The organism is Pleomorphovibrio marinus, assembly GCF_003347495.1.
In the GTDB taxonomy this organism is placed as follows: Bacteria; Bacteroidota; Bacteroidia; order Cytophagales; family Cyclobacteriaceae; genus Pleomorphovibrio; species Pleomorphovibrio marinus.
The window spans coordinates 17066-39442 of sequence record NZ_QCXY01000012.1 but is presented as its reverse complement, the minus strand read 5'-3'; the positions used below and the strand labels follow the sequence as shown (position 1 = coordinate 39442).

Sequence of the window (22377 nt, the reverse complement as noted above, 5' to 3'; positions counted from 1 at the left end):
CTTCCTGTTGCTTCTTTTTTGTAGATTTACTTCTCATTCTACCAATTTGTCATTATGAAACAGCCTATTCTTTCAGTAGTTTTATTACTTATTCCTTTGATTGTAATTTCCCAATCCGAGGAGTACCATAATTCATTTGTCGAGGATTTTTCGGATACTACTTTTAGTTACTTTCGGTATGGCTCCACAGGAAATAAAGCTGAATTTAAATACAAATCTGGCGTAAATTCATCGGTGGAGCCGGACACAAAAGTACTTTCCTTTAAGATAGATCCACAGGATAGTGCCGGGGCAGGTCGCGGACCGGAAATTATCTCAAAGAATTTCACCCATTTCGGGACCTATGCGGCTCGGCTGAAGGTTCCTGATGTAAGGGATATTCAGCCAAACGTAGGTGCGGTAGTGGGTTATTTTACCTATCATGTGGAAAGCGAACCAGGGCTCAGCGAAATTGACTTTGAATGGCTCCTTGCCGATCCCACGGTTATTTATATAGGTACTTGGACCGGTCAGCCTGGTGAACTGAAACGAGTTGGAAGAATCATCAATTTGGCAGAAGGAATTATCTACAATACCAGCTATAGAGAGAATCATACAGGCTTAAAAACCCCATTAACTAATTTGCAGAATCAGCCGGATACCATCGCTGCCATTGCTGATTATGATGCTTCAGCCAAATTTTACACCTATGGTTTTGATTGGCATGCAGACCGCATCCGTTGGTGGATGCTTCATCCCACGAGTGGGGAAAAAATAGTTTTATGGGATTATCAGGGAACGACAAGGGGTATTCCCCAACATCGCACCCATTACAGAATGAATTTTTGGCATACCAAAGACTGGGCTGTGGAGACAAATCCTCTTTCTATTGAAAAGCCTCTGCAACCTTACGAATTGGAAGTCGATTGGATGTCCTATGAACCTTTCGAAAGTGTTTCTAAATAAGTAGGCCTTGAAATCTCGATTTGATAATCATCCCTCTGTGTGTCTACTGCGGCATGCTCAACTTCTCCGGGATAAATTTTCAAGAAAATCTGGCAAAGCCATAAGATTTCTAAAAGTCTTTTTTCCTTTTACAGTTCAACCAAAAAATCAATGTCACTGACAACATTTGCTTAATTATGAAAATAAGAACCAAAAAGGCAAATTATGTTCACCTCAAAACCTTTTAATTCCTTTTAAATACAAAATTCGGCACTAAGCCTTGGGTGCAGTCCATAAACTATTCCTCTGAAGCCACGGGTTTATTGCTAAAATACACTTTAAACACAGAGCCTTTTCCCAATTCACTTTCAACTTCAATTTCCCCACCGGCATTGGTGATTATCTTCTTTACCAAATACAAGCCTACTCCGGTTCCTTCCACATGGGTATGAGCCCGTTTGAACTTCGCGAATATTTCATGTTTTTTGTTTTCCGGAATACCTAATCCATTATCCTGAACAGATAACACAGTAAAATCAGCCGATTTCTCCGTACTTATTGTTATTTCAGGTATACGGTCAGGGGAAGAATACTTAATGGCATTACTCAAAAGGTTTGTAAGAATGGCCCTTAAATTTTTTTTGGAAAATGGAATTTCGGACACTTTCAAATCCAGAATAACATTGGCCCCAGTCTTTAGCAATCTGTCCTTCATGTAGGATTCCACTTCTTTTATAAGTTGCTTTACATTGATATTTTCGAGCACACCAATCTCATTCTCAATCTTTGTGATATCCGAAAGTTCCTTAATGGTCTCCGAGAGATTGGTTATAGATTGACCGATCAATTCTAGGGTCTCTTTATCTTCATTGGTTTGAAACCCAACGGAATCTTCCAAAAAGGAGGTCAGGGATTTTAAATTGGCTAGAGGACCTTTCAGATCATGAGAAACAGAATAAATAAAAGTATCATGGTCTGCATTTATCTTGGACAGTTTGTCTTGGGATTCTTTTAATTCAGTAATATCGTTAAAAGTGATGATTGCCCCGTCATTCTGATTATTCTGTTGTTTGGTATAAGGGAGGGCCATCATTTGATACCACCTTCCTTCTAGAGTTTGCACCTCCTTTTTTACGGTGTCGAAAGAGGAGATGACTTTGGCTACATCATCCATCAGGGTTGAGAACCTTATATTAGTGGAAATATCACTAAGGGGACGTCCTACATCAGTTTCCTTTAGGTTGACCTGCCTAATGGCTGAGGGGGTGAATTTCCTGAGGACTAAATCTTTGTCCACATAGAGTTGGGCGTTGACTGTGGATTTGAAGTAATTATCCAGATCATCATTCAATTCAGCCAATTCTTTTATTTTCAATTGGTATTCATTGTTTACCGTTTGCAACTCTTCGTTGACCGACTGAAGCTCTTCATTAGTGCTTTGCATCTCTTCGTTACTGGAAATAAGCTCCTCATTGTAGGAAGAAATATTGTCATTAGAGACATCGAGAGCATCATAGCAATCTTTCAGTTTTTGTTTGTTTTCAGCGAGTTCCTCTTTCAAATCTTCCACGTAACGAGTGGTATGCGAATCCATTCCGAAAACTTCAATATCTTTTTCAGCGTTTTTTTTGACTTTCTCTTCGTTGAAAAGTATTAGGGCAACGGTTTGTACAGTAGGTTTTTCGGACAAGAAAGGCTTTACAAAAACATTAACGGAGTGTATAACTTCATTTCTTTTGAACCTTACTTTCTTTATCGCAGCCTCTTTTTTGAGCTTAAATGCCTTTCGCAAAGTGGTTGAAGTGGCTATGGAAAGTTCCTCAGGCAACATTTCGAGTAAGTTGAAATTAAAAATTTTTGGGAGGAGGTATTTCTCATAGTTACCACAGGTTTGTATGATTTCAAAATCGGTGTCTACCCAAATTCCAGCCTCATAACCAGATTCCCTAAGTAATGTCTGATTTGTAAGCTCAGTAAGGTTGCTGTTAATACTGCTTTTTTGAGGAGTAGCATTTAAGTTTGGATTGAACAATTGATTTTCCAAGCCGGGAGTGCTATAGGTTGTGTGCCGCAAGTTACGGGCGACTTCGGTGCTTTTATATATTTTCCATTTCTTGTCCACTTCACTGAAAGATTTCCTCAGCTCACCTAGGCTTTCGCTAGGCCCCAACAATAAATAGCCACCCAAGTTAAGGCAGAAATGAAGGGAAGCAAGAATTTTCTTCTGTAATAGGGGGTTTATATATATCAGTAGGTTGCGGCAGCTTATCAAATCTATTTTACCATAAGGGGGCTGTTTTACAATATCGTGGTCGGCAAAAATGATCATTTTCCTGATGTTGTCCCTGACCTTGTATTTGTCGTTCTGCTTAGTAAAAAACTTATTGAGCCTCTCTTCTGAGACGTCCTTGGAAATAGTTTCAGAATATACCCCTTTGGAGGCATGTTGCAAAGCTGCTTTGTCAATGTCACTTGCAAAGATCTTGACCTCTAGGTTTTTCTTGATCTCGGTAAGATGCTCCATGATGAGAATGGCGAGAGAATAGGCCTCTTCCCCAGTAGCGCATCCCACCACCCAAACCTTCAAAGTATCTACCTGCAATTTGTTTTCAATTATTTCCGGGATTACTTCTTTTTTGATCACTTTAAAAGCTTCTTTATCCCTAAAAAACTCAGTGACACTTATCAGAAATTCCTTGGCAAGGATGTTAATTTCAGAAGGATTGGCCTTTAAAAAATCAGCATAATCCTCCAGTGATGAGGTCTTGGTTTTGGTCATTCTTAAAACCACCCTTCTTATAATGGTGGGACGTTTATAATCCGAAAAATCTAGCGGTGTGTGTTTTTGTATCAGGTTGAGTATTTTGAGTAACGTGGTCTCGTCTCTTTGGGATATTTGTTGAGTAAAATTACTCTCCAATTTATCCCGTCTTAAGTGGGTAATGATTTCTTTGGGAATTGATTCAGGAGATCCGATTACGTCCACATTGCCTGATCCGATGGCACTGTTTGGCATTCCATCAAACTTAGCACTTTCTGGATCTTGTACGATTACATATCCCCCGTTTCTTTTTACGGAGGCAATTCCTTTGGTACCGTCCGTCCCTGTGCCAGAAAGAATAACCGCAATGCATTTCTCCCCCTGGTCTTCTGCCAAAGCATCCAAAAATATGTCTATAGAGGTGTTTGGCTGCAATGGCTTGCTATCGGTTAATAGCAGCCTTCCATTTTTAATCGACATGTTCTTCCCCTGAGGCATCAGATAAACACGGTTCGGCTCTACCTGCATTTCATTTTCGGCAATGGATATTTGCAGCTTGCTGTGTTTGGCAAGGAGCTCTGCCATAAAGCTTTTGTGATCTGGGGAAAGGTGCTGGATGATGACGTATGCAACCCCGTCCTCTAAGGTATGGTCAAAAAGCAAATGGATGGCCTCCATGCCCCCTGCGGAGGCTCCTATGGCTATTATAAACAGGTTTTTTGTAAAGTCTTTGCTGTTTCGTTTCATTCTATTGGGTTTAGAAGCATTAAATGTTGCATTATATTCCTCGGAAGTGCAAGTAAAAAAAGCTTGGTTGGCTACTTGCATAGCCTAGCTTCGAAGGTGCCCCAATCAAAGTTTTTAGTTCCAGAAACCTTTTGTCTGAATCAGGTTGCTAATAATGCAATATACACAAAATTAAACCAAATCTATCCTTTTTTATGCTTTATAAAACTTCGGTTTTAAGAAGCTTCTATTCATTTTCCAAAAAATAATTGTACTGGTGGAGAATAGTTATGATTTTGTGTGTTGAAGTTACCGAATCCCCAAGTAGTTGTCCACTCTTACTATTTTTCTTGTTCTACGTTCAAAAGCCCAAAACCTTTTTTTGTTAGGTGCTTTTTTGCCAATAAATTTTGCCAATCAAAAAGGATGATTTTTTGATTGTCAAAAATATATTCTATATTTGTAGAAGTAAATTTCTATTTGTAGAATGAAGTTGTCTAAGTCCGAAGAAAAATTGATGGAATTGATCTGGTCTTACCAGCCTCTGTTTATGAAAGAATTAATGGAAGTCCATCCAGCACCTAAGCCTGCCCCCAGTACGGTGGCCACATTGCTTAAGCGTATGCAGCTAAAAGGGTATGTGGGGTATAAACTGTTTGGGAACTCCAGGCAGTACCATGCGCTGGTAGATAAGCCAGACTATTTCTCTGGACAGGTGAAAACTATTATTAAGGATTTCTTCTCCGACAGCCCACTTCTGTTTGCTTCCTTTTTCACCAAAAAAGCAGATCTGACCACCAAGGAATTGGAAGAATTAAAAAACTTGGTTGAAACTGAAATTGAACGCAGAAAAAAATGATGTTGATCCTGTTACAATTTATTGGCTTATCAGCTATCCTAATGCTGCTCTTTGCCCTTTTTCTGGCAAGAGAAAAAACCTTCAGGTTAAATCGCTGGGTGCTTTTGGGGTTGGTTCCTGCTGCGATGATCATTCCCTTCCTAAGTTTTCCTGTGTATTTACCCCAGGAGAGTATAAGTCCTATTGACTTTTTACCAGCGCTTGCCCAAAGCCAATCTTCCCTAGTAACTACCCAAGTTGCATCCTCACAGCCTAATTGGTTGCTAAATGGGTTCTTTTTGGTTTACTTTCCTGTATTTATCTTCCTGCTCTACAAAAAACTCAATGCACTTTATAAACTGATAAACTGGACCAAAGCACCTCCTGTTCGGGAGATACAGGGGGCATTTTTGATTCTCTCTGAAAACGTCCGTTCCCCATTCAGTTTTGGAAAATACATTTTTATGCACCCTTCAGACTATACAGAAGGTAATGAAAATACAGAAATCATACTTAAACATGAACTTGTCCACATTACCCAAAAGCACCATATTGACTTGGCCGTTTTGGAATTCCTATCGGTGATTTGCTGGTTCAATCCCGTGGTTTTTCTGGTAAAGAAAGCTATGGTACTAAATCATGAATACCTGGCAGACCAAGAAATGCAACATTTTACCCATCCCTCAAAATATAAAAAACTACTGCTTAAGCTTACCATTAGCAATGATTTGTCAATTTGGACAAGCTCCTTTTCTCCTTCCTCTTTAAAACGCAGGTTGGTAATGATGAATAAACCTTTAAAAAAATCATCTATGCGACTTTCTATCTTCAGTTTCGGTCTTTTTACCACGTTGATCATCCTTGGTTTTGGTTTTAAAATCAATGCGCAACAGTCAGTTCCTAGCTTTATTTCTTCCTTTACGCCAGGTCCTTTGCAAGGAGAGCATTTTACCCAGGTAGAGCAGCAACCTGAGTTTAAAGGGGGAATGGCCGCATTTTATAGTTATGTGGAAGGAGAATTAAAGTATCCCAAGGAAGCCCGCCAGAAGGGGATTGAGGGACAAGTTCATATCCAGTTTGTGGTAGAGGAAGACGGATCCTTATCCAACGTGTCTGCCAAAAGCGGAATAGGAAGCGGTTGTGAGGAAGAAGCCGTAAGGGTGGTAAAAAATTCCCCTGCTTTCCTCCCTGGCAAGCAAAGGGACAAGCCTATAAGGGTACGAATGGTATTGCCAATTATCTTTAGTCTGAATCCTGCCAGTCGGGATTACGACAAACTTCCCAAGGGAAATATTTCAGTGGAGGAGGCCGATCCTAGAAGCGCAGAGCTAAAAGTAGAGGCCAGCTATACCAACGGCAGATGGGAAGGGTACGTCCTTAACCAAGAAGGAAATGTGCTTCCAGGAGCCAATATTGTAGTGATGGAGACGAATACAGGTACGGTGACTGATGTAAATGGCCATTTTATAATAGAAACAGACAGGTTTCAGCGCCTTGTCATCAGTTTTGTGGGATATAAGAACGTGGAACTGGAGGTAAAATAAGTAGAAGACAATTTGAATGACTATTTTTCCATTTTTTGTAAATTAGGGGATTATTTCATGATTTTTCTATGCCCAATTTACTGAAGACTTCCTACTATCTCCCCCTTCAGGTCACCATCGATGACAGGGAACCTGCCACATTGGAAGAAGAATTCCGGAAGATGGGAAATATGATTATCTGCCGCAAGCGTATGTTGGCAGGGGACTATCTTTTTGACGAGGAAGTTTTGGTAGAAAGAAAGACCATACCAGACTTTTGTCGCTCCATAAAAGACGGAAGACTGTTCAAACAGGTAAAGGAACTGGCAAGTTGCCAAATACCTTCCTACCTCATTTTGGAGGGAAGAAACAGGCTTTTCAGGGAAACGGATTTTTCCTTGCAGGCCATTCAGGGGATTTTGATCTCTATTTCCATCGCTTTCAGGATTCCGGTCCTCAAAACCAAAAACACCAAAGAAACCGTGCAGGTAATGCTGCAAAGCTACAAACAGCTTACCAAGGAGGGACTGGATGACCAACGCTTTTTTCCAAGGCCTGCTTTCTTTAAAAAGAAGAAGGACCCCATGCTTTCCCAAAAGGTCCATATCCTGGAAGGGTTTCCTGGAATAGGGGCTGATAAAGCCGAAAAACTGCTGATGAAATTTGGTAATCTTCATGCTGTGTTTACAGCCAAGGAAGAGGAATTTCTTCAGGTGCCGGGGTTCGGAAAAAAAACAGTGGATAGGCTTAAAGAAGTATTACATAAATAAAATAACTGGTTTAAGCGAGTTTAACATTCCCAAGCTTTTGTAGGGCTCCTCTAACAACCCCACCTCGACCCTCAGGAGTATAGTGTGGAATGGTACAACAATGAGGGGGATAAGGTAAGATGTATGACAAGGCTTGAAGGTTAAAGGAACGGGTATTTCCACAGGGAGTTGCCACACTTTCCGTATAAGCCAATCCAAAGCAAACCATAAACCAATGCAACAGGTTGAATTCCTTAGACAAATTGCCCTATCCTTACCGGAAACCACAGAGGAGCCCCACTTTGAAAAAACTTCCTTTAGGGTGAAAAAGAAAATATTCGCTTCTTATGATGCAGGTAATAACAGGGCTTGTTTGGCATTCTCTGAGGTTGATCAAGACCTTTTTTCCCTTATAGACAAAGCTGTTATCTATCCAGTTCCTAACAAATGGGGCAAAAAAGGTTGGACTTTTATAGAACTTGACAAGTTGGATAACGAAATAATAGAAGATGCCTTGAAGGCTGCCTATTGCAAGGTCGCACCAAAGAAGCTGGCGGAAAGATATTTGCCAAAACCGGGTTTATAAACGACCCGTTTATCACATTTATTTTTTACTCCAGCTACCTACTACATTTGATTGAAAATGTACTAATGGGAGGGGTTGTTAACATTCTTGTGTTTGGAGGCAGGGTATTTCAAGTGTACAGCAGCGAGAGTAATTGCCCATTTGCGAACAAAATTGTCCGAAATTTAGGTGTTAAGGGTAGGAAACAACCCTGTATGCTGCGTAAAGTTGCTTTTTGCTTGGCACGTTGCTTGGCTTTCAGAAGAAAGGAGAATTCTATCAGATTATAATAATCTTGAAAATTCTACTCCAAAAAAACATACCAATGATAAAAAACTACCTGATCATTGCCCTTAGGAACATCAAGCGAAACAAACTCCGGACTTTGGTGCATGTCTTGGGATTGTCCTTGGGTATTGCCATCTGCCAGTTGATTTTTAACTTGGTCTGGTTTGCCCACAGCTTTGATCAATTCCATTCCGACGCCGAAAGGATATTCAGGATCACTACCAAGGCAGAATGGGAACCTGGGTATCCCTTTCAGACCTCGGCGACGAATGGCCCCTTGGGTGAGATCCTTGACGAAGAACTGGTTTTGGTAGAGGCAAAAGGCAGACTGTATACCCTTAATGAGACCATGGTGATTCTTCCTGAAGAAAACAGAGTGTTAGGTAGAAATAACCATACGGCTTTTGCCAGTCAGGGTTTTTTTGAAATTTTTCAAAGGGAATGGCTTGCCGGAAATCCCCTGTCCGCTTTGGAGGAGCCAAATTCGGCTGTCATTACTGAATCCAGCTTGAACAAGTATTTCCCAGGCATGCCGGCAGGGGAAGTGTTGGGAAAGGAAGTGCTGTGGATAGATGCAGATTCCATTTATGCTCAGGTCAAAGGGGTGGTGGCGGATTATACCGAAAATACGGATTTGATATTTACGGATTTTATTTCATTCAGTACCATTGACAAAATTGAGAAAAAAGAATGGTATGGCTTGCACAGTTGGACAAACCTCAATACAGCCAGTCAGCTTTTCGTGAAAGTAGGGGAGGGGGTAAATAAATCAGCACTTGATGAGGGGCTAGCAGAAATCGCAAAGATAAATCTGAGTGAAGAAGATAGCCATACTAAATTTATCGGGGAACCCTTGTCCGAGTTGCATTTCAGTGAAAATTATGACGACTCTGCCATATCCAAAACTTTATTAAATGGGCTTATTTACATAGGCATTATTATCCTCTTACTTGCTTGCCTCAACTTTATCAACCTAGAAACCGCATTGGCCATCAACCGGGCCAAGGAAGTGGGAATCCGTAAAACCTTAGGATCTGACAAGGGGCAGCTGATCTTCCAATTCCTGAGTGAGACGTTTGCTTTTGTGGTTATTGCTTCGATAGTTTCTGTTTTCGTGGCGAATTTGATCCAAATCTACTTTTCGGATTATTTCCCAGCCAATTTTGACCCATCCTCCTATAGCCAATTGAGTTTGATTTTCTTTGGGGCAAATGCCATTTTGCTCACCTTGGTGTCGGGCTTGTATCCTGCCTTTGTTTTGGCCAATTACCAGCCACAACGGGCCCTCAAAGGAGAGCTGCACCATCCAAAAGGGTTTTCAATAGGGGTGTTTTTGAGAAAAAACCTGGCCGTTTTACAGTTCACGGTTTCCATTGCCTTTATCATTTTGGTCACCGTAGTCAGCACCCAGCTAAAGTACATCAGCTCTCAGCCACTTGGTTTTGAAAAAGATGCGGTAGTGTACACTAGTCTTCCCTTTTTGGGAGATGGTGCACTACGGGATCAATTGGCCGAAAGGATCCGGAATGAAAGCTTTGTCGAAAGTGTGAGCTTGAGTGGAAACCTGGCTTCTTCCAATAGTGTTTGGACATCGGATGCCTATGCCATGGTCGATTCAGCAGAAAAGCAACTGAACGTACAGGTGATGAATGTGGACTCGGCCTTTGTTGTTGTTCATGACATACCCTTATTGGCAGGGCGTAAAGCTAGAAATGCGAGGGATGAAATACTAGTAAACCGTAATTTCCTCAGAGAGATCGGCAATCCTGATCCCATTGAAGCGCTGGGGCTCATGGTAAGGACAGGGGGTGACCAAAAGACCATCATAGGGGTTGTAGAAAACTTCAATGCCAGAAGTCTTAGAGAGGAAATCATGCCCATGATTTTGATCTATAGGCCAGATTACTATTACCTCTTAATCGCAAAGGTATCCAGTCAACAAAACCTCACTTATGCTAAAAACAGACTGGAGTCCATGATGAAGGAGATGTATCCTTTTGAGAATACAAATTTCAGCTTTATGGACGAGCAATTGGAGCGGTTTTATGAAGAAGACAAAAAAATCCAAGGTGTGCTTGGCTTCGTCTCTTCAATGGCTATCCTGATTTCTGTACTGGGATTGTTTGGGCTTTCCTCTTTCACCATTGCCCAAAGAACCAAAGAAATAAGCATAAGGAAAATCCTAGGTGCCGGTGTTGTCCAACTTATTACCTTGGTTTCAAAACAATACATATGGCTGGTGGCGATATCATTTGCTTTTGCAGCATACCCCGCCTATTACCTTAGCAGCCTGTGGCTGCAGGAGTATGCCTATAGAATTGACATGCCTTATTTGTTGTTTGCAGCGGTCAGTTCAGGGGTATTGTTTTTGGCCCTTCTGGTGGTGGGCTTCCATTCCTTAGGGGTGGCTCGCACCAATCCTGCAGACATCTTAAAAGATGAATAGGAAGGCAAATTCCCGTTCGGTTTGATACCGTCGTTTATCCGCTCTTTTACTGATGCGATTTTCTAGTGGAGGCTAAAAACTCACTTTCATAAGTGGTTTTATGCCCGGTCTGCATATTAGCTAGTCTGGCTGACCTACTAGGGTAATTGGTTGGATTTCGTCCGCATGCGGACAAAGGTGTTCGAACAAAATATACCTAAAACGACCCAAAACACCCAATTTAGGGTTTTGTTAGGGATTTATTGTGGCATAGGAATGGAATAAAGCGAAGAAGAATTGGAGGGTAAAATTCGGCAAATAAGAAGAAATTCTCGCGAAATTCACCACCAGAAAATGAACAAATAAATTTTTAAAATGATACGACTAGCACAAATAGACAAGTACATAGAATCCCGCTTTCAACGGGTTTTTATTCTAAAGGGAATTGACCTTAGCATTGAACAGGGAGAATTTGTGACCTTGATGGGGCCATCGGGAGTAGGTAAGTCCACCTTGCTCAATATCATAGGCCTGTTGGATGAGGAATATGAGGGGCATTATTTTTTCGATGAAAAACCCATCCATAGCATGAAAGACAGGCATAGGTCAGCACTTCATAAGTCCGAATTTGGCTATATTTTTCAGGCGTATCATCTGATCGATGAACTTACAGTTTACGAAAACATTGAAACCCCCTTGCTTTACAGGAATGTGTCAGGATCCGAAAGAAAAAGCATCATTGCCGACTTGCTGGACAGATTTAACATGGTTGCTAAAAAGGATCTATTTCCAGAACAGCTGTCTGGTGGGCAGCAGCAATTGGTGGGAATAGCCAGGGCCATTGCCGGCAAACCCAGGGTATTGCTGGCGGATGAGCCCACGGGCAATTTGCATTCCACACAGGCCAAGGAAATCATGGAGGTGTTCAGGGAATTGAACAAGGAGGGTACCACCATTATTCAAGCCACCCATGCAAGGGAAAATGCAGAATTCGGGACTCGGTTGATTGAAATGCTGGATGGTAAAATTGACAAGTATATCGCAATATAGAATGAAAAAGCCACTGATCATATGCGTGCTGATGGGTTGTGTTTTGGGGAAAAATTTTGCCCAGGACACCATTCCTTTTACATTTGACCAGGCAGTTAAGCATGGTTTAAGTAAAAACGTGAACCTTCTTACCTTGCAAAACCAACAGGATCTGCTGACTATGGAAAGAAGGAATGCCCAACTTAGCCATCTCCCCGACTTAAATGTGAATACTGCCGCATTACAAACCAGAGGTCAACAATTCCAGCAAGTAGAGGGGCAGTTGATAGTAGTCAATCAAGTGAACAACATCATAGAGGGTGGATTAAATGCCCGGATGCCTGTGTATAATGGAGGGTTAAGGATTAAAACCACAAAAGCCAGCCAGTATTTTGAAGAGGCTGGTAAACACGGGTTATCCAGGGCATCCCAAGAACTTACGTTCAATGTTTCCCAGCAATACCTCCAGGTATTGCTCGATGAGGAATTATACCGGATAGCCTTAGAAAACCTTGAAAATCAAAAAAAACAATTGGAACAGATTGAGGGCTTTGTGGAGGCAGGGTTGAGGACGCTTTCCGACCTGTATAATCAGCAGTCTGAAGTGGCAAGATTGGAAACTGTTGCCCTCGAGGCCAAAATTCAGTGGGAGACTGACCTTTGGGAACTTGCCGAAACCCTTCAACTGGAACCCAACCAAGTGCCCTTGCTGACTCCCGTGAAAATGGAGAAGGTGGAGAGCATGTTTTTTGGAAGGGATTTGGAGGAATTGTATGATTTGGCCTATGAAAACCGTCCCGATTTGGCACAGCAAAAGCTACTAGAAGAAGGGAACCACAAAATGCTGGCAGCATCGAGGTCAGCAATGCTCCCTCAACTTAATGCTTTTTTTAATTACAACACTTTTTTTACCTCTCTGGACGAAAGGGGGATTCGAGATCAATTGGCTATCATTTATCCAAGAAGGACCTACGGGTTCTCGCTCAATATCCCGATTTTCAATAACTTCAGCAACAAGGTGGAGGTGGCCAGGAGAAAGGTAAGTCTCCAAAACCAACAACTTGAAAGGGGGGCATTAGAAAGGCGGGTGGCACAAGAGACCAAACTTGCCTATGAAAATTACAGGGCAGCCATCAAGCGCGAGGAGGCCACAAAAGTGCAGTTGTCTGCCGCTGATGAAGCCCAGCAGGCTATTTCTGAGCGGTTTAGACTGGGTGTTTCCAACTTTGTGGACCTTTCCCAGGCCAACCAACAACTGGTGACCGCACAGTCCGCCTATGCACAGGCCCAATTCACTCTTTATTTTCAGGAAGTGATGTTAAGGTTTGCTTTGGGGATATTGGAGGTGGATTTGTAAGTAGTACTCAGGTTTATTCCCAAAATATAAGGTATGTACCCCTCTGCAATTTTTCTAAATTTGGGTTTTTTGAGTTAAATTGGAAAAATAACCGGCAGCCATGCCTAGTTAGGTATTTCTGTATGTTGTTATTTGGCCTATTAAACCTAATTATTTACCCAATGAACCATCTTCGTTATTTATTTTTAAAACATACCGTTTTAATCTTGCTTACATTTCTGTTTATATACAAAGGTTTTGGACAGAAAATCGACAAAGAGGCTCCCCTTGGTTTTGATCAAGAGAGAATAGGGATAGTGCGGGGAAAAATCGACACGATTTCCTATTTCTCCACAACCGTGGACACCACACGAAGGGCATTTGTCTATACGCCACCATCTTATTCCGCATCCAACGACTATCCCGTTTTATACCTTCTGCACGGTATAGGAGGCGATGAAGAAGAGTGGTTAAAAGGTGGAACTCCACATATCATTTTGGACAATTTGTACGCAGATGAAAAGGTAGAACCTATGATAGTGGTAATGCCCAATGGGAGGGCAATGAAGGAGGATAGTGCCATGGGAAACATCATGGATCCCGACAAGGTCGAGGCCTTCGCCACCTTTGAAAGGGACCTATTGGATGACCTTATTCCTTTTATTGAGGAAAATTACCCAGTCTTAGCAGACAGGGAAAGCCGTGCCCTTGCAGGGCTATCCATGGGTGGAGGCCAATCCCTGAATTTCGGGCTTGGCAACCTCTCTGAATTTGCTTATGTGGGTGCTTTTTCCCCTGCACCCAATACCAAGGAGCCAGAAATACTGGTACCCGATCCAGAGGAAACCAGTGAAATGCTTAAGGTTTTGTGGATTTCTTGTGGAGATGAGGATAGGTTGATCCCGTTTAGTGAGCGCACCCATACTTATCTCGAACAGCAAGAAGTGCCCCATATCTATTATGTGGAACCCGGAGGTCATGATTTCAAGGTATGGAAAAATGGGCTGTATATGTTTTCAACGTTACTTTTTAAACCAGTTGATCCATCAATTTTCAAAAAGTATACGCTAAACTAAACCTGTCATTATCAGCAACGACCCAAGTAGATGTGGACCTGAAAATAGGTGTCGTTTTTTGAAGTTGTAATTATTCATGGTAAGCAAAGTTAATTTCCCAAATCTTATTCTTCTACCGCATCTATAAAATCCATGGGCACCTCTTCATTGTAAAGTCTTCCCTGTTCAGCCCGGACTTTGGAGGATGGGCAACCTATACTAGGCGTATCCCTCTCTCTGATGGCCTGGTCAGTTGCAGCTTTGGCAATTTTAGTGGCTTTGATACCATCATCCGCCGTTGGCATATCTCCTGTGGTTCCCGTTTGCAAGGCTTTTAAAAGCTCCAAGTACATCCCGGTAAAACTTTTTTCAGGATGCCATGGAAGATGTTGGGTACCATGGGAGTTTCTCAGTTCAAAGGAATGCTCCTCTCTATTGTACCTTATCACCCCGTCAGTACCGATTATCTCATATTGAAAATGGGTTCTTGGTTCCTTAGAGGTGGTGTTGTAGGAAAAACTCATTTCCACCATGGAGTGAGCCCCGCATTTATGTGCCATGTGAAGGTACATATGATCCGGTGCCTCATAGGTATCCAACCAAACCCCAATTCCATGCTGCCACTCTACTTCAGAGTTTAACCACCATCGGGCAAGATCGATCTGGTGAACCCCACAGTCCACCATTGGGCCTCCCTCTTTCATCCTTCCCACCCTGAGGGCGCTGTCCACCCTTTCCCCATTTTCATTCCATTCCCACTTGCCATGCAGGTGCCAGTTATAAATAAGTCGTAACAGCCTCACCTCCCCAATGGCCTTTTCACTTATCAGTCGGTGTATATCCATGGCGCTTTGGCTGAACCTGTAATTGAACCCTGTGAATAACATCAGTCCGGCATCTTTCATAACTTTTTCCATTTCCAGCATTTCTTTCTCACTCATACCTAGGGGCTTTTCACATAAAACATGCTTTTTATGCTTGGCGGCATCCATTACGTTTTTGTAATGGATGGGAGCAGGGGTACAAATGACTACCGCGTCGATACCAGAAGAAAAGAACTCTTCTTCCGAGGGGTATGCATGGGGGACATGGAACTGTTGCTGAAGATGGGTGGCCCTTGAGAAATCATGGTCATAAAGGGCATAAAGCTGAAACCCAGCAACTTTTTGAATGGCAGGTATATGGCCGAATTCTGCGATCATACCACAACCAATGATTCCTATTTTAAGCATATGATGTTGTTTTTATAAAAATACAATATTTCCAGTAATTTAAGTAAGAACCCTATTCGGCAACAATATTGCTCTATCCATGATCCTTTACAAAAAATAGGTAAAGATTAGATTTTTTTACATAAAAATTTTGTTTTATGTATTTAATTGCTATATTTATTCTATAATTTGTAAGTTATACGAAAGTTAACTTTGAAGTGCTTGCTTGGAATGCAGGTTTTCTAGTTATCAAGGTCTTTGGAGACTATATCCGCATTGGAATTACTTTTTAGGGTTTTCAAGGGAAAGCAAAGCTAATGCAACGTACACTTTCACAGAAATTCAAGCATCTAACACCAAATATCACTACACAGATTCAGGGTGGTAAATGCTTGCTTGAATGTGACAAGGGGTTTACTTGAGTTCCTGTAATGCTTATGTATCCGCCTTTTAACAAGAATGTCTATACCCACCTTTAACCTTATTATTATGAAAACCACATTCACGATTGCCTTACTGTTTTTGGTCACATTGCTTTTGGCCCAAACCTCAGAAGAAGAAGCCATCAAAAATGCCCTTAAAGGTGAAACCACCTCTTTTTTTAACCGGGACTATAATGCCTGGGCCAGTCACTGGGACCACAATAGCAATGTTAATTTTTTAGTGACTAGTAGTGGAATGAGATCCAATAACTGGGAGGAAATCAGCCAATCCATCAAGGAATATATGGAGTCAAATCCAGATCCTGGAAAAGTAACTTTATCGAATTCTGATTTTGATATTTCCATTAATGGAGACCAGGCCTTCGCAGTATATGTCCAACACCTTAAACTGGCGGATACAGAGATCAAATCTTATGAGGTTCGGAACCTTCGTAAGGTGAGTGGACAATGGAAATTGGTAAGTATGATCACCAGCCCGCTGGATCACGACTAGCAGAAAAAAGGTTAGGAATGGATGCCTTCTAACTATCTCAGAAATCAACTTGCAATGCAATAAGCCAGGAAGCACCCCATCAGAGAATCCTGATGGGGTCCTATACCCGATTACCTGCCTGCCGTGCTTACTTATTCCAGTCATTTCTGCTTCTGGTTGATATTGCCTTAGGAAGTCAGGGCAATAATCCTTATCATTTGGCCAATAATCCCCCCGCCTGTACTCATAAAGCTTACCTTTGTGAAAATATGCAGGACCAGACAGTGGTTTACCTATTTTAATTTATCTTTTCAAAAAAATGGTGTGAAATCGATTGTTTTCTCCGTAAAGTCACTGTAGTTGAAGTGAACTTTCTTTTTTTCCAGCAATTTAAGTGTTGTTATTCTTGTCCTATTATTCCAATGGCTCTATTCTATCAAATGTATCATTACTCCACAACCTGAAGGTTTTAATCTTTGAAGATAAATCCGGAATCTGCCTATTGTGAAGAAGGTCTAGAAAATTTATCCTACCCTACAAGAAGGTCCAACAATCTGGTATCTCATCTGAAACCTTATGGAAGTTTCCCCAATGCAGCTATGCTGCAGCAGCAGATAGCGCTCATTGGGATAGAGAGCGTCTGGAGAAACAGTTTTCTGATAGGTAAGGGGGGAAAGCACTAAATTTTTTGCGAAGACGGCAACCATCTATATGGGGTACTACGTTTCTGTTAGAAATTTCTTTAACCCATGAAAGCTTGGCTCCTAAGGATATCAATTTCGATTTTTCTGCTATTCGCGATCGTATTGGCTTTCGCAGTTGCACTACTTACCATTCAACAGGAAACTCTTACAAAGAAGGCACTTGAAATGGCCAACAGACAATTTACAGGTCAACTTACAGTTGAAAAAAGCAGAGTATCCCTATTTCAGAACTTCCCCTATATATCCATAGACTTGAGGGATGTGGCTTTTTATGAAACCAAATTAATGGACAGCAGACCCTTTTACAAAGCCGGCCATCTTTATTTAGGTTTTAATTTTTGGGACATCATCGAAGGAAATCATAAGATTAAGAGCGTTCTAATAAGTGATGGGCATCTAGATGTGGTTAAAAATCCTAATGGAGAGTTTAACCTGCTTGCAGCCAAGGGTATAGAGAAAAAGAACTCAGAGAGTGAAGGTATAGTGGACTTTGCCCTAGCTAAAGCAAAAGTATCAAATTTCACGGTTTCCTATAAAAATCACTTGGATGCTTCTGCATATCTGCTTGCTATAGATTATTGGGGGGCAAGTATGCGTAAGCGAGATGATGTCCTTGCACTTGAGGTAGATGCTGAATTCAAGGTAAATGTCCTAATTAGGGAGGATACCACCTTCTTTTCCAACAAGCAAGTTCGACTGGCCCTGAATTTAAATTATCATACCCAGGAAGAGAAAATAAATATTGAACCCTCCCGCATACAGTTGGAAGAAGCTTTGTTCGCAGCCTCAGGCATTGTTGGAGTTTTAGATAATGGCTTGGATGTAGATGTCCGGGTGGAAGGTCAAAAGCCTGATTTTAATTTATTCGCTGCTTTTTTGCCCGAAGGGACAGCCGAGGCCTTGAATGCTTACAGGAATGAAGGGGAGGTGTTTTTCAGGGGTGGCATCAGAGGAATGATCGCTGAGGGAGTATTACCCGCAGTGAGTGCGGAATTCGGATGTGAAAATGCCTTTTTCCAGAGAACGGACAATAATCTTAAAGTAGATGAGCTTAGGTTTTTTGGTTTCTTTACCAATGGGGAGGAACAGAGTCTCAAAACATCCGAATTGCATGTTCAAAATTTTAATGCCAAACCTGAACAAGGAAATTTTCAGGGGGATTTGGTCATAAGAAACTTCGAAGAACCTCATGTAAAGGTTAAATTGAAGGCCGATATAGACTTAGGTTTTGTGGGGGATTTCTTTGGCTTGGACAAGTTTCAAGGAATCAGCGGTAAAGTAATTGTGGACATGGATTTTGATGAACTTGTGGAACTGGAGGCATCTGCCTTGGATATGGCTACTGCGAAGCGAAGTTTACAGTCCACCTTGTCTTTGAAGGATTTGAATTTTTCCCTTAGGGATTACCCTCACCTTATTCAAGGTGTCAATGCTAATGCCATATTGAGGGCAGGAGAGTTCAGTCTGGACAGTCTGTACTTCCGGATCGGGAAGTCGGACTTTAATTTCAAGGGTCAGATTAGTGACTTTCCTGCTATGCTTCATCGGCTTCCAAAACCCGTTAATTTTTCTTTGACCACCAAATCTTCACATCTTCACCTGCCGGAACTCCTCCTGAATGCAGAAAAAAAAGAGAAAATCCGAGACCTAAGGTTTGAGTTAGGTGTTGCTTCTATGGCTGACGAGCTGTTTAATTTCGAGTACCTTCCCAAGGGTATTTTTCAGATCAGGGGGTTGAACGCCATGCTGGAAAACTACCCGCACAAATTTCACGACCTGAACCTTGAATTGGAGATCGAAGAAGATAACTTGGAAGTGAAAAAGCTCAGTGGACAAATCGACCAATCGGACTTTAATTTTCAACTTTCCATGGAAAATTACCCCAAATGGCTCAGAGAGGAATTTGCCGGGTTTTCGAGCATTTCTTGGAAGATGCAATCCAATAAACTACTGATCAATGACCTTTTGACCTACAATGGGGTTAATTATTTACCTAAGTCCTGGGCCGAAGAATACTTTTCCTCACTTGACATCAGTGGTAAAGCTACTTTGGAACTCCAGGATGGTCTACCATCCTCCGAGCTTTTGTTAGAAAACCTTAGCGGACGTACCCAACGCCATCCGCTAAAACTGGAGGGGTTTAAAGGAAAGGTAAAATGGGAGAATTCCTACTTAAGCATAGAGAACTTCGGCGGCAAAATGGGGGTATCTGAATTTGACTTTGACCTGGGGCTGAGCCTCGAAAAAGAAAAGAAAACCAAAAAGGATTTTTTTCATTTCCGTGCCAAGGCATTGGACTTGGACGCCCTTATGGGGTTCAAGGGATATGAGGGGGAGGAGGACACCAATCATGCCGAAGCATCCAATGTGTTCAAACTACCTTTTAGAGACATGGAATTCAAGGCCGATATAGCAAAGCTGAATTACCACAGGTATTGGTTGGAGCAGGTGAGGGCGGAGCTTAGAACAACACCTAATCATTTTCTCCACCTCGATACCTTGGGACTTAAGGTCGCCAATGGAAGCTTGGGGCTCAGGGGGTATTTAAATGGAAGTGATCCTGAGGAGATTTACCTGCACTCTAGGATAGTGGCAGACCAAGTGGACTTAGATAAATTGTTGTTCAAATTTGAAAACTTCGGTCAGGACGTGCTCATCAATGAAAACTTAAAGGGTAGAGTCTCTGGCACCATAGATGGAAAATTTAGGATTTACCCTGACCTCACGCCAATAATTGAAAAGTCCGAAGCCAAAATGGACCTTACGGTATATGAGGGAACCCTGGTGAATTTCTCTCCATTTTTATCCTTATCCGATTATTTTGCGGATAGAAACCTGCGTAGGGTAAGGTTTGATACCCTATCCAATACCTTTGACCTCAAAGGAGCAGTGCTGCATATTCCTCGTATGAATATAAATTCCAGTCTTGGGTTTATGGAAATTTCAGGCAGGCAGAGCTTAGATAAGGAAATGGATCTTACCATTCGCCTCCCCCTAAGCCTGGTTACCCGAATCGGTTTTAGGTCCTTGTTTGGGGGAAGGTCTCGAGAGGAGGTAGACCCTGATCAAGAAGATGCTATTGTGATTAGAGATACCTCAGCTAGAGTGAGGTTTATAAATATAAATATGCAGGGAAAGCCAGATGATTTTAGGGTTACTTTGGGTAGGTTTAGGAAGTAGTTCCTTCAAGGCTGGTTTTGTCCAAAAACATTCTTAATATCGAAGGATGTAATGATTACTATCCCCGGAATGGGAAATTTGGCAACAGGATTTTGAAAGGGTCGAACCAAACTACCTACACTGAGGTTAAAAAACACAACGTCCAATTTATGATGAATCAAAATATCCGCCCTGCCTGGCCTAAGCTTCAGGAACCATCCAAATGGCAGGAAACACTCGATACGGTACACCTTTGGTCCCAGATCATCGGGAAGATCCGGCTGGAAAATACGCCTTGGGTTAACCATTCCTGGCATGTGACGCTGTATGTCTCCTCACGCGGCTTGACCACCTCCCTGATCCCGCACCCCTCGGGAGGATTCGAAATCGAGTTCAACTTTATTGACCATCGATTGGAGATTAGCACAGTAAACGGAAGTCGGGTTTCCTTTGAGCTGAAGTCATTGTCCGTGGCAGATTTCTATCACCAGACGATGGACAAACTCCAGGAACTAAATATCACCACCACTATTTACACAAAACCAGTGGAAATCCCCGACCCGATCACTGCCTTCCCCGATGATACCACCCACGCCAACTATGACGCTGAACCAATGCACCGCTTTTGGTTGGCCCTGACGCACATTCACAGGGTTTTCTCTCGTTTCAGGGCTGACTTTTTGGGCAAAGTGAGTCCGGTTCATTTCTTCTGGGGAGCATTTGACCTGGCGGTGACCCGTTTTTCCGGTCGGCTTGCCCCAAAGCATCCTGGTGGTATTCCAAACTGCCCGGATTGGGTTGCAGAAGAAGGGTATTCCCATGAGTTGTCAAGCGCCGGTTTTTGGCCAGGAACCGGGCTAGGTGAGCCGGCCTTTTACGCCTATGCATATCCCGAGCCGGAAGGGTTCCGCACGGAAGCAATTGAGCCAGATGCAGCCTTTTATCATACGGAACTTGGGGAATATATACTTCCATATGAGTCGGTAAGAAGCTCTTCAAACCCGGATGAAACACTGCTGCGTTTTCTTAAGACTACTTATCAGGCAGCAGCAGTAAATGGTAACTGGAATCAGAATGCGCTAGAAAGTAGAGGAGGTAGGCCCGGAGCCCTTTAAGGGATAAGGAAAATTTATGTAATAGATGTTATCAGCCACTGTGGCATTTGTCCATCTTCCTTGGATGAATTGTCTCTCCATGCTTTCCCATAGTCCATTAAACCAAAATAAAAGACAAACGCATAGTTGTAAAGCTAATCCCTTAATTATAAGTCAGTTATCTCAATGGGCTTTAATTTCCCGTTCAATTTACTATAATTTTCACTACCTGCCCTCGTCCATGGAAATGTCATTTATACCGTATTACGTAATTAGGGGCTGTGAGTGCATTGGTGCATGTGAAGAGTTTTGATAACCTCAAAACCCAGAGACAAAATCACTCTGTTTGTCTACGGTGGGTACATGCGTTCCATGCGATGCAAAAGCGGTTCAATGAAACGCTCAGCCTGCGGCAAGCAGTATAGCAAGGGGGACATGCGTCAGGTTCATCCGCTATAGGATGGTCTATGTATTGATTTTAGTTATTTTTCAATTCCTGTATATTTTTTATAAATGGCTCTATACCCAAACATCCTTGCTATCGGTCCTATGGTATTTATTAACACATTTTGCAGTCCCATAGGTATTGCTGCAAGCCTTGACGGGCTTTCCAAATACCTTGCGGTTACCATAGCTTGTAAAAATGGTAATTTACCCTCTTTGACTTTACAATCATTTATCATTCCAAATAGGTTTTCGATAAATAAATCCACATCTATTCCTGGTGTTATAGTTTGGATAAATACTGCTGGTTCATCAGAAGTATTGTAGTGGTTATGAGGTTTTTTTTTGGGTAAAACAACTTCTTCTCCAGCACTTATGTAGTTCTTCTCCCCGTCTCTGAGATAGGTCATTCTACCTGATAAAACTTTAAAAGTTTCGTCTTGTAAAATATGGATATGATCATCTACAGTTTGACCTTTGCTTTTTAAGGTCACTTTTAAAGTAACCCTTTCTCCATTCGTATCTGAAGAAGTTTCGATGAATTCAATTGTATCTCCAGTAAAGTTGTCGAGTAATATTTGTCCTTTGGTTGGCATGACGTAGTTCCGGTTATTTACGTTTGACAACCACA

General features: G+C 41.9%; 16 protein-coding genes. 13 read left to right on the top strand and 3 right to left on the bottom strand.

Features of this window, described 5'->3' with window-relative positions:
• Positions 1 to 54 precede the first annotated feature (54 nt).
• Complete coding sequence (locus DB520_RS22820) at positions 55 to 945, top strand: glycoside hydrolase family 16 protein (RefSeq protein WP_114752099.1); 891 nt, start codon at positions 55 to 57, stop codon at positions 943 to 945.
• Positions 946 to 1222: 277 nt separating this feature from the next.
• On the opposite strand, the gene DB520_RS22815 is transcribed toward DB520_RS22820, so the two are convergent.
• The gene (locus DB520_RS22815) at positions 1223 to 4432 is read right to left on the bottom strand and encodes a CheR family methyltransferase (RefSeq protein WP_198675429.1); all 3210 of its coding nucleotides are present in this window, start codon (positions 4430 to 4432) and stop codon (positions 1223 to 1225) included.
• A 466-nt stretch (positions 4433 to 4898) separates the two neighbouring features.
• Here DB520_RS22815 and DB520_RS22810 point away from each other — a divergent pair, with 466 nt between their 5' ends.
• The 8 genes from DB520_RS22810 (at position 4899) to DB520_RS22775 (ending at position 14240) form a co-directional block, all read left to right on the top strand.
• Positions 4899 to 5270, top strand: a complete 372-nt coding sequence (locus DB520_RS22810) for a BlaI/MecI/CopY family transcriptional regulator (RefSeq protein WP_114752097.1) — start codon at positions 4899 to 4901, stop codon at positions 5268 to 5270.
• Entirely contained in the window at positions 5267 to 6793 is a 1527-nt protein-coding gene (locus DB520_RS22805; protein ID WP_114752096.1) for a TonB family protein, read from the top strand. The genes DB520_RS22810 and DB520_RS22805 overlap by 4 nt, the downstream gene beginning before the upstream one ends.
• Positions 6794 to 6861: 68 nt before the next feature.
• Positions 6862 to 7542 carry an ERCC4 domain-containing protein gene (locus DB520_RS22800; protein ID WP_114752095.1) on the top strand — a complete coding sequence of 227 codons (681 nt, stop codon included), beginning with the start codon at positions 6862 to 6864 and terminating at the stop codon, positions 7540 to 7542.
• Positions 7543 to 7756: 214 nt separating this feature from the next.
• On the top strand, positions 7757 to 8107 hold the full coding sequence (locus tag DB520_RS22795) for an MmcQ/YjbR family DNA-binding protein (RefSeq protein ID WP_114752094.1): 351 nt from the start codon (positions 7757 to 7759) through the stop codon (positions 8105 to 8107).
• 304 nt (positions 8108 to 8411) lie between these two features.
• Positions 8412 to 10820 carry an ABC transporter permease gene (locus DB520_RS22790; RefSeq protein ID WP_114752237.1) on the top strand — a complete coding sequence of 803 codons (2409 nt, stop codon included), beginning with the start codon at positions 8412 to 8414 and terminating at the stop codon, positions 10818 to 10820.
• 354 nt (positions 10821 to 11174) lie between these two features.
• On the top strand, positions 11175 to 11849 hold the full coding sequence (locus DB520_RS22785; protein ID WP_114752093.1) for an ABC transporter ATP-binding protein: 675 nt from the start codon (positions 11175 to 11177) through the stop codon (positions 11847 to 11849).
• Between the two features lies 1 nt (position 11850).
• Positions 11851 to 13185: a TolC family protein gene (locus tag DB520_RS22780; protein WP_114752092.1), complete on the top strand. Its 1335-nt coding sequence runs from the start codon at positions 11851 to 11853 to the stop codon at positions 13183 to 13185.
• 161 nt (positions 13186 to 13346) lie between these two features.
• Positions 13347 to 14240: an alpha/beta hydrolase gene (locus DB520_RS22775; protein ID WP_114752236.1), complete on the top strand. Its 894-nt coding sequence runs from the start codon at positions 13347 to 13349 to the stop codon at positions 14238 to 14240.
• A 104-nt stretch (positions 14241 to 14344) separates the two neighbouring features.
• On the opposite strand, the gene DB520_RS22770 is transcribed toward DB520_RS22775, so the two are convergent.
• On the bottom strand, positions 14345 to 15451 hold the full coding sequence (locus tag DB520_RS22770; RefSeq protein WP_114752091.1) for a Gfo/Idh/MocA family protein: 1107 nt from the start codon (positions 15449 to 15451) through the stop codon (positions 14345 to 14347).
• A gap of 468 nt (positions 15452 to 15919) precedes the next feature.
• Between DB520_RS22770 and DB520_RS22765 the strand changes: the two genes are divergently transcribed.
• The 4 genes from DB520_RS22765 (at position 15920) to DB520_RS22750 (ending at position 21323) form a co-directional block, all read left to right on the top strand.
• On the top strand, positions 15920 to 16366 hold the full coding sequence (locus DB520_RS22765; protein WP_157972213.1) for a YybH family protein: 447 nt from the start codon (positions 15920 to 15922) through the stop codon (positions 16364 to 16366).
• 455 nt (positions 16367 to 16821) lie between these two features.
• Entirely contained in the window at positions 16822 to 17028 is a 207-nt protein-coding gene (locus DB520_RS22760) for a hypothetical protein (RefSeq protein WP_114752089.1), read from the top strand.
• Positions 17029 to 17094: 66 nt separating this feature from the next.
• Positions 17095 to 20229: an AsmA-like C-terminal region-containing protein gene (locus DB520_RS22755; protein WP_114752088.1), complete on the top strand. Its 3135-nt coding sequence runs from the start codon at positions 17095 to 17097 to the stop codon at positions 20227 to 20229.
• 149 nt (positions 20230 to 20378) lie between these two features.
• Entirely contained in the window at positions 20379 to 21323 is a 945-nt protein-coding gene (locus tag DB520_RS22750) for a DUF5996 family protein (RefSeq protein WP_232835118.1), read from the top strand.
• A 461-nt stretch (positions 21324 to 21784) separates the two neighbouring features.
• Here the strand turns inward: DB520_RS22750 and DB520_RS22745 are convergent, their stop codons facing one another.
• Positions 21785 to 22342 (bottom strand): cupin domain-containing protein, encoded by a 558-nt coding sequence (locus DB520_RS22745; RefSeq protein WP_114752087.1) that lies wholly within the window; start codon positions 22340 to 22342, stop codon positions 21785 to 21787.
• Between the last annotated feature and the right edge of the window lie 35 nt (positions 22343 to 22377).

What these genes read in the sequence shown, in the direction of transcription:
- DB520_RS22750 (WP_232835118.1), top strand. Translation starts at nt 20,379, where the DNA reads ATGATGAATCAAAATATCCGCCCTGCCTGGCCTAAGCTTCAGGAACCA.
- DB520_RS22770 (WP_114752091.1), bottom strand. Translation starts at nt 15,451, where the DNA reads ATGCTTAAAATAGGAATCATTGGTTGTGGTATGATCGCAGAATTCGGC.
- DB520_RS22800 (WP_114752095.1), top strand. Translation starts at nt 6,862, where the DNA reads ATGCCCAATTTACTGAAGACTTCCTACTATCTCCCCCTTCAGGTCACC.
- DB520_RS22795 (WP_114752094.1), top strand. Translation starts at nt 7,757, where the DNA reads ATGCAACAGGTTGAATTCCTTAGACAAATTGCCCTATCCTTACCGGAA.
- DB520_RS22765 (WP_157972213.1), top strand. Translation starts at nt 15,920, where the DNA reads ATGAAAACCACATTCACGATTGCCTTACTGTTTTTGGTCACATTGCTT.
- DB520_RS22780 (WP_114752092.1), top strand. Translation starts at nt 11,851, where the DNA reads ATGAAAAAGCCACTGATCATATGCGTGCTGATGGGTTGTGTTTTGGGG.
- DB520_RS22820 (WP_114752099.1), top strand. Translation starts at nt 55, where the DNA reads ATGAAACAGCCTATTCTTTCAGTAGTTTTATTACTTATTCCTTTGATT.
- DB520_RS22790 (WP_114752237.1), top strand. Translation starts at nt 8,412, where the DNA reads ATGATAAAAAACTACCTGATCATTGCCCTTAGGAACATCAAGCGAAAC.
- DB520_RS22785 (WP_114752093.1), top strand. Translation starts at nt 11,175, where the DNA reads ATGATACGACTAGCACAAATAGACAAGTACATAGAATCCCGCTTTCAA.
- DB520_RS22775 (WP_114752236.1), top strand. Translation starts at nt 13,347, where the DNA reads ATGAACCATCTTCGTTATTTATTTTTAAAACATACCGTTTTAATCTTG.
- DB520_RS22755 (WP_114752088.1), top strand. Translation starts at nt 17,095, where the DNA reads ATGAAAGCTTGGCTCCTAAGGATATCAATTTCGATTTTTCTGCTATTC.
- DB520_RS22810 (WP_114752097.1), top strand. Translation starts at nt 4,899, where the DNA reads ATGAAGTTGTCTAAGTCCGAAGAAAAATTGATGGAATTGATCTGGTCT.
- DB520_RS22815 (WP_198675429.1), bottom strand. Translation starts at nt 4,432, where the DNA reads ATGAAACGAAACAGCAAAGACTTTACAAAAAACCTGTTTATAATAGCC.
- DB520_RS22805 (WP_114752096.1), top strand. Translation starts at nt 5,267, where the DNA reads ATGATGTTGATCCTGTTACAATTTATTGGCTTATCAGCTATCCTAATG.
- DB520_RS22745 (WP_114752087.1), bottom strand. Translation starts at nt 22,342, where the DNA reads ATGCCAACCAAAGGACAAATATTACTCGACAACTTTACTGGAGATACA.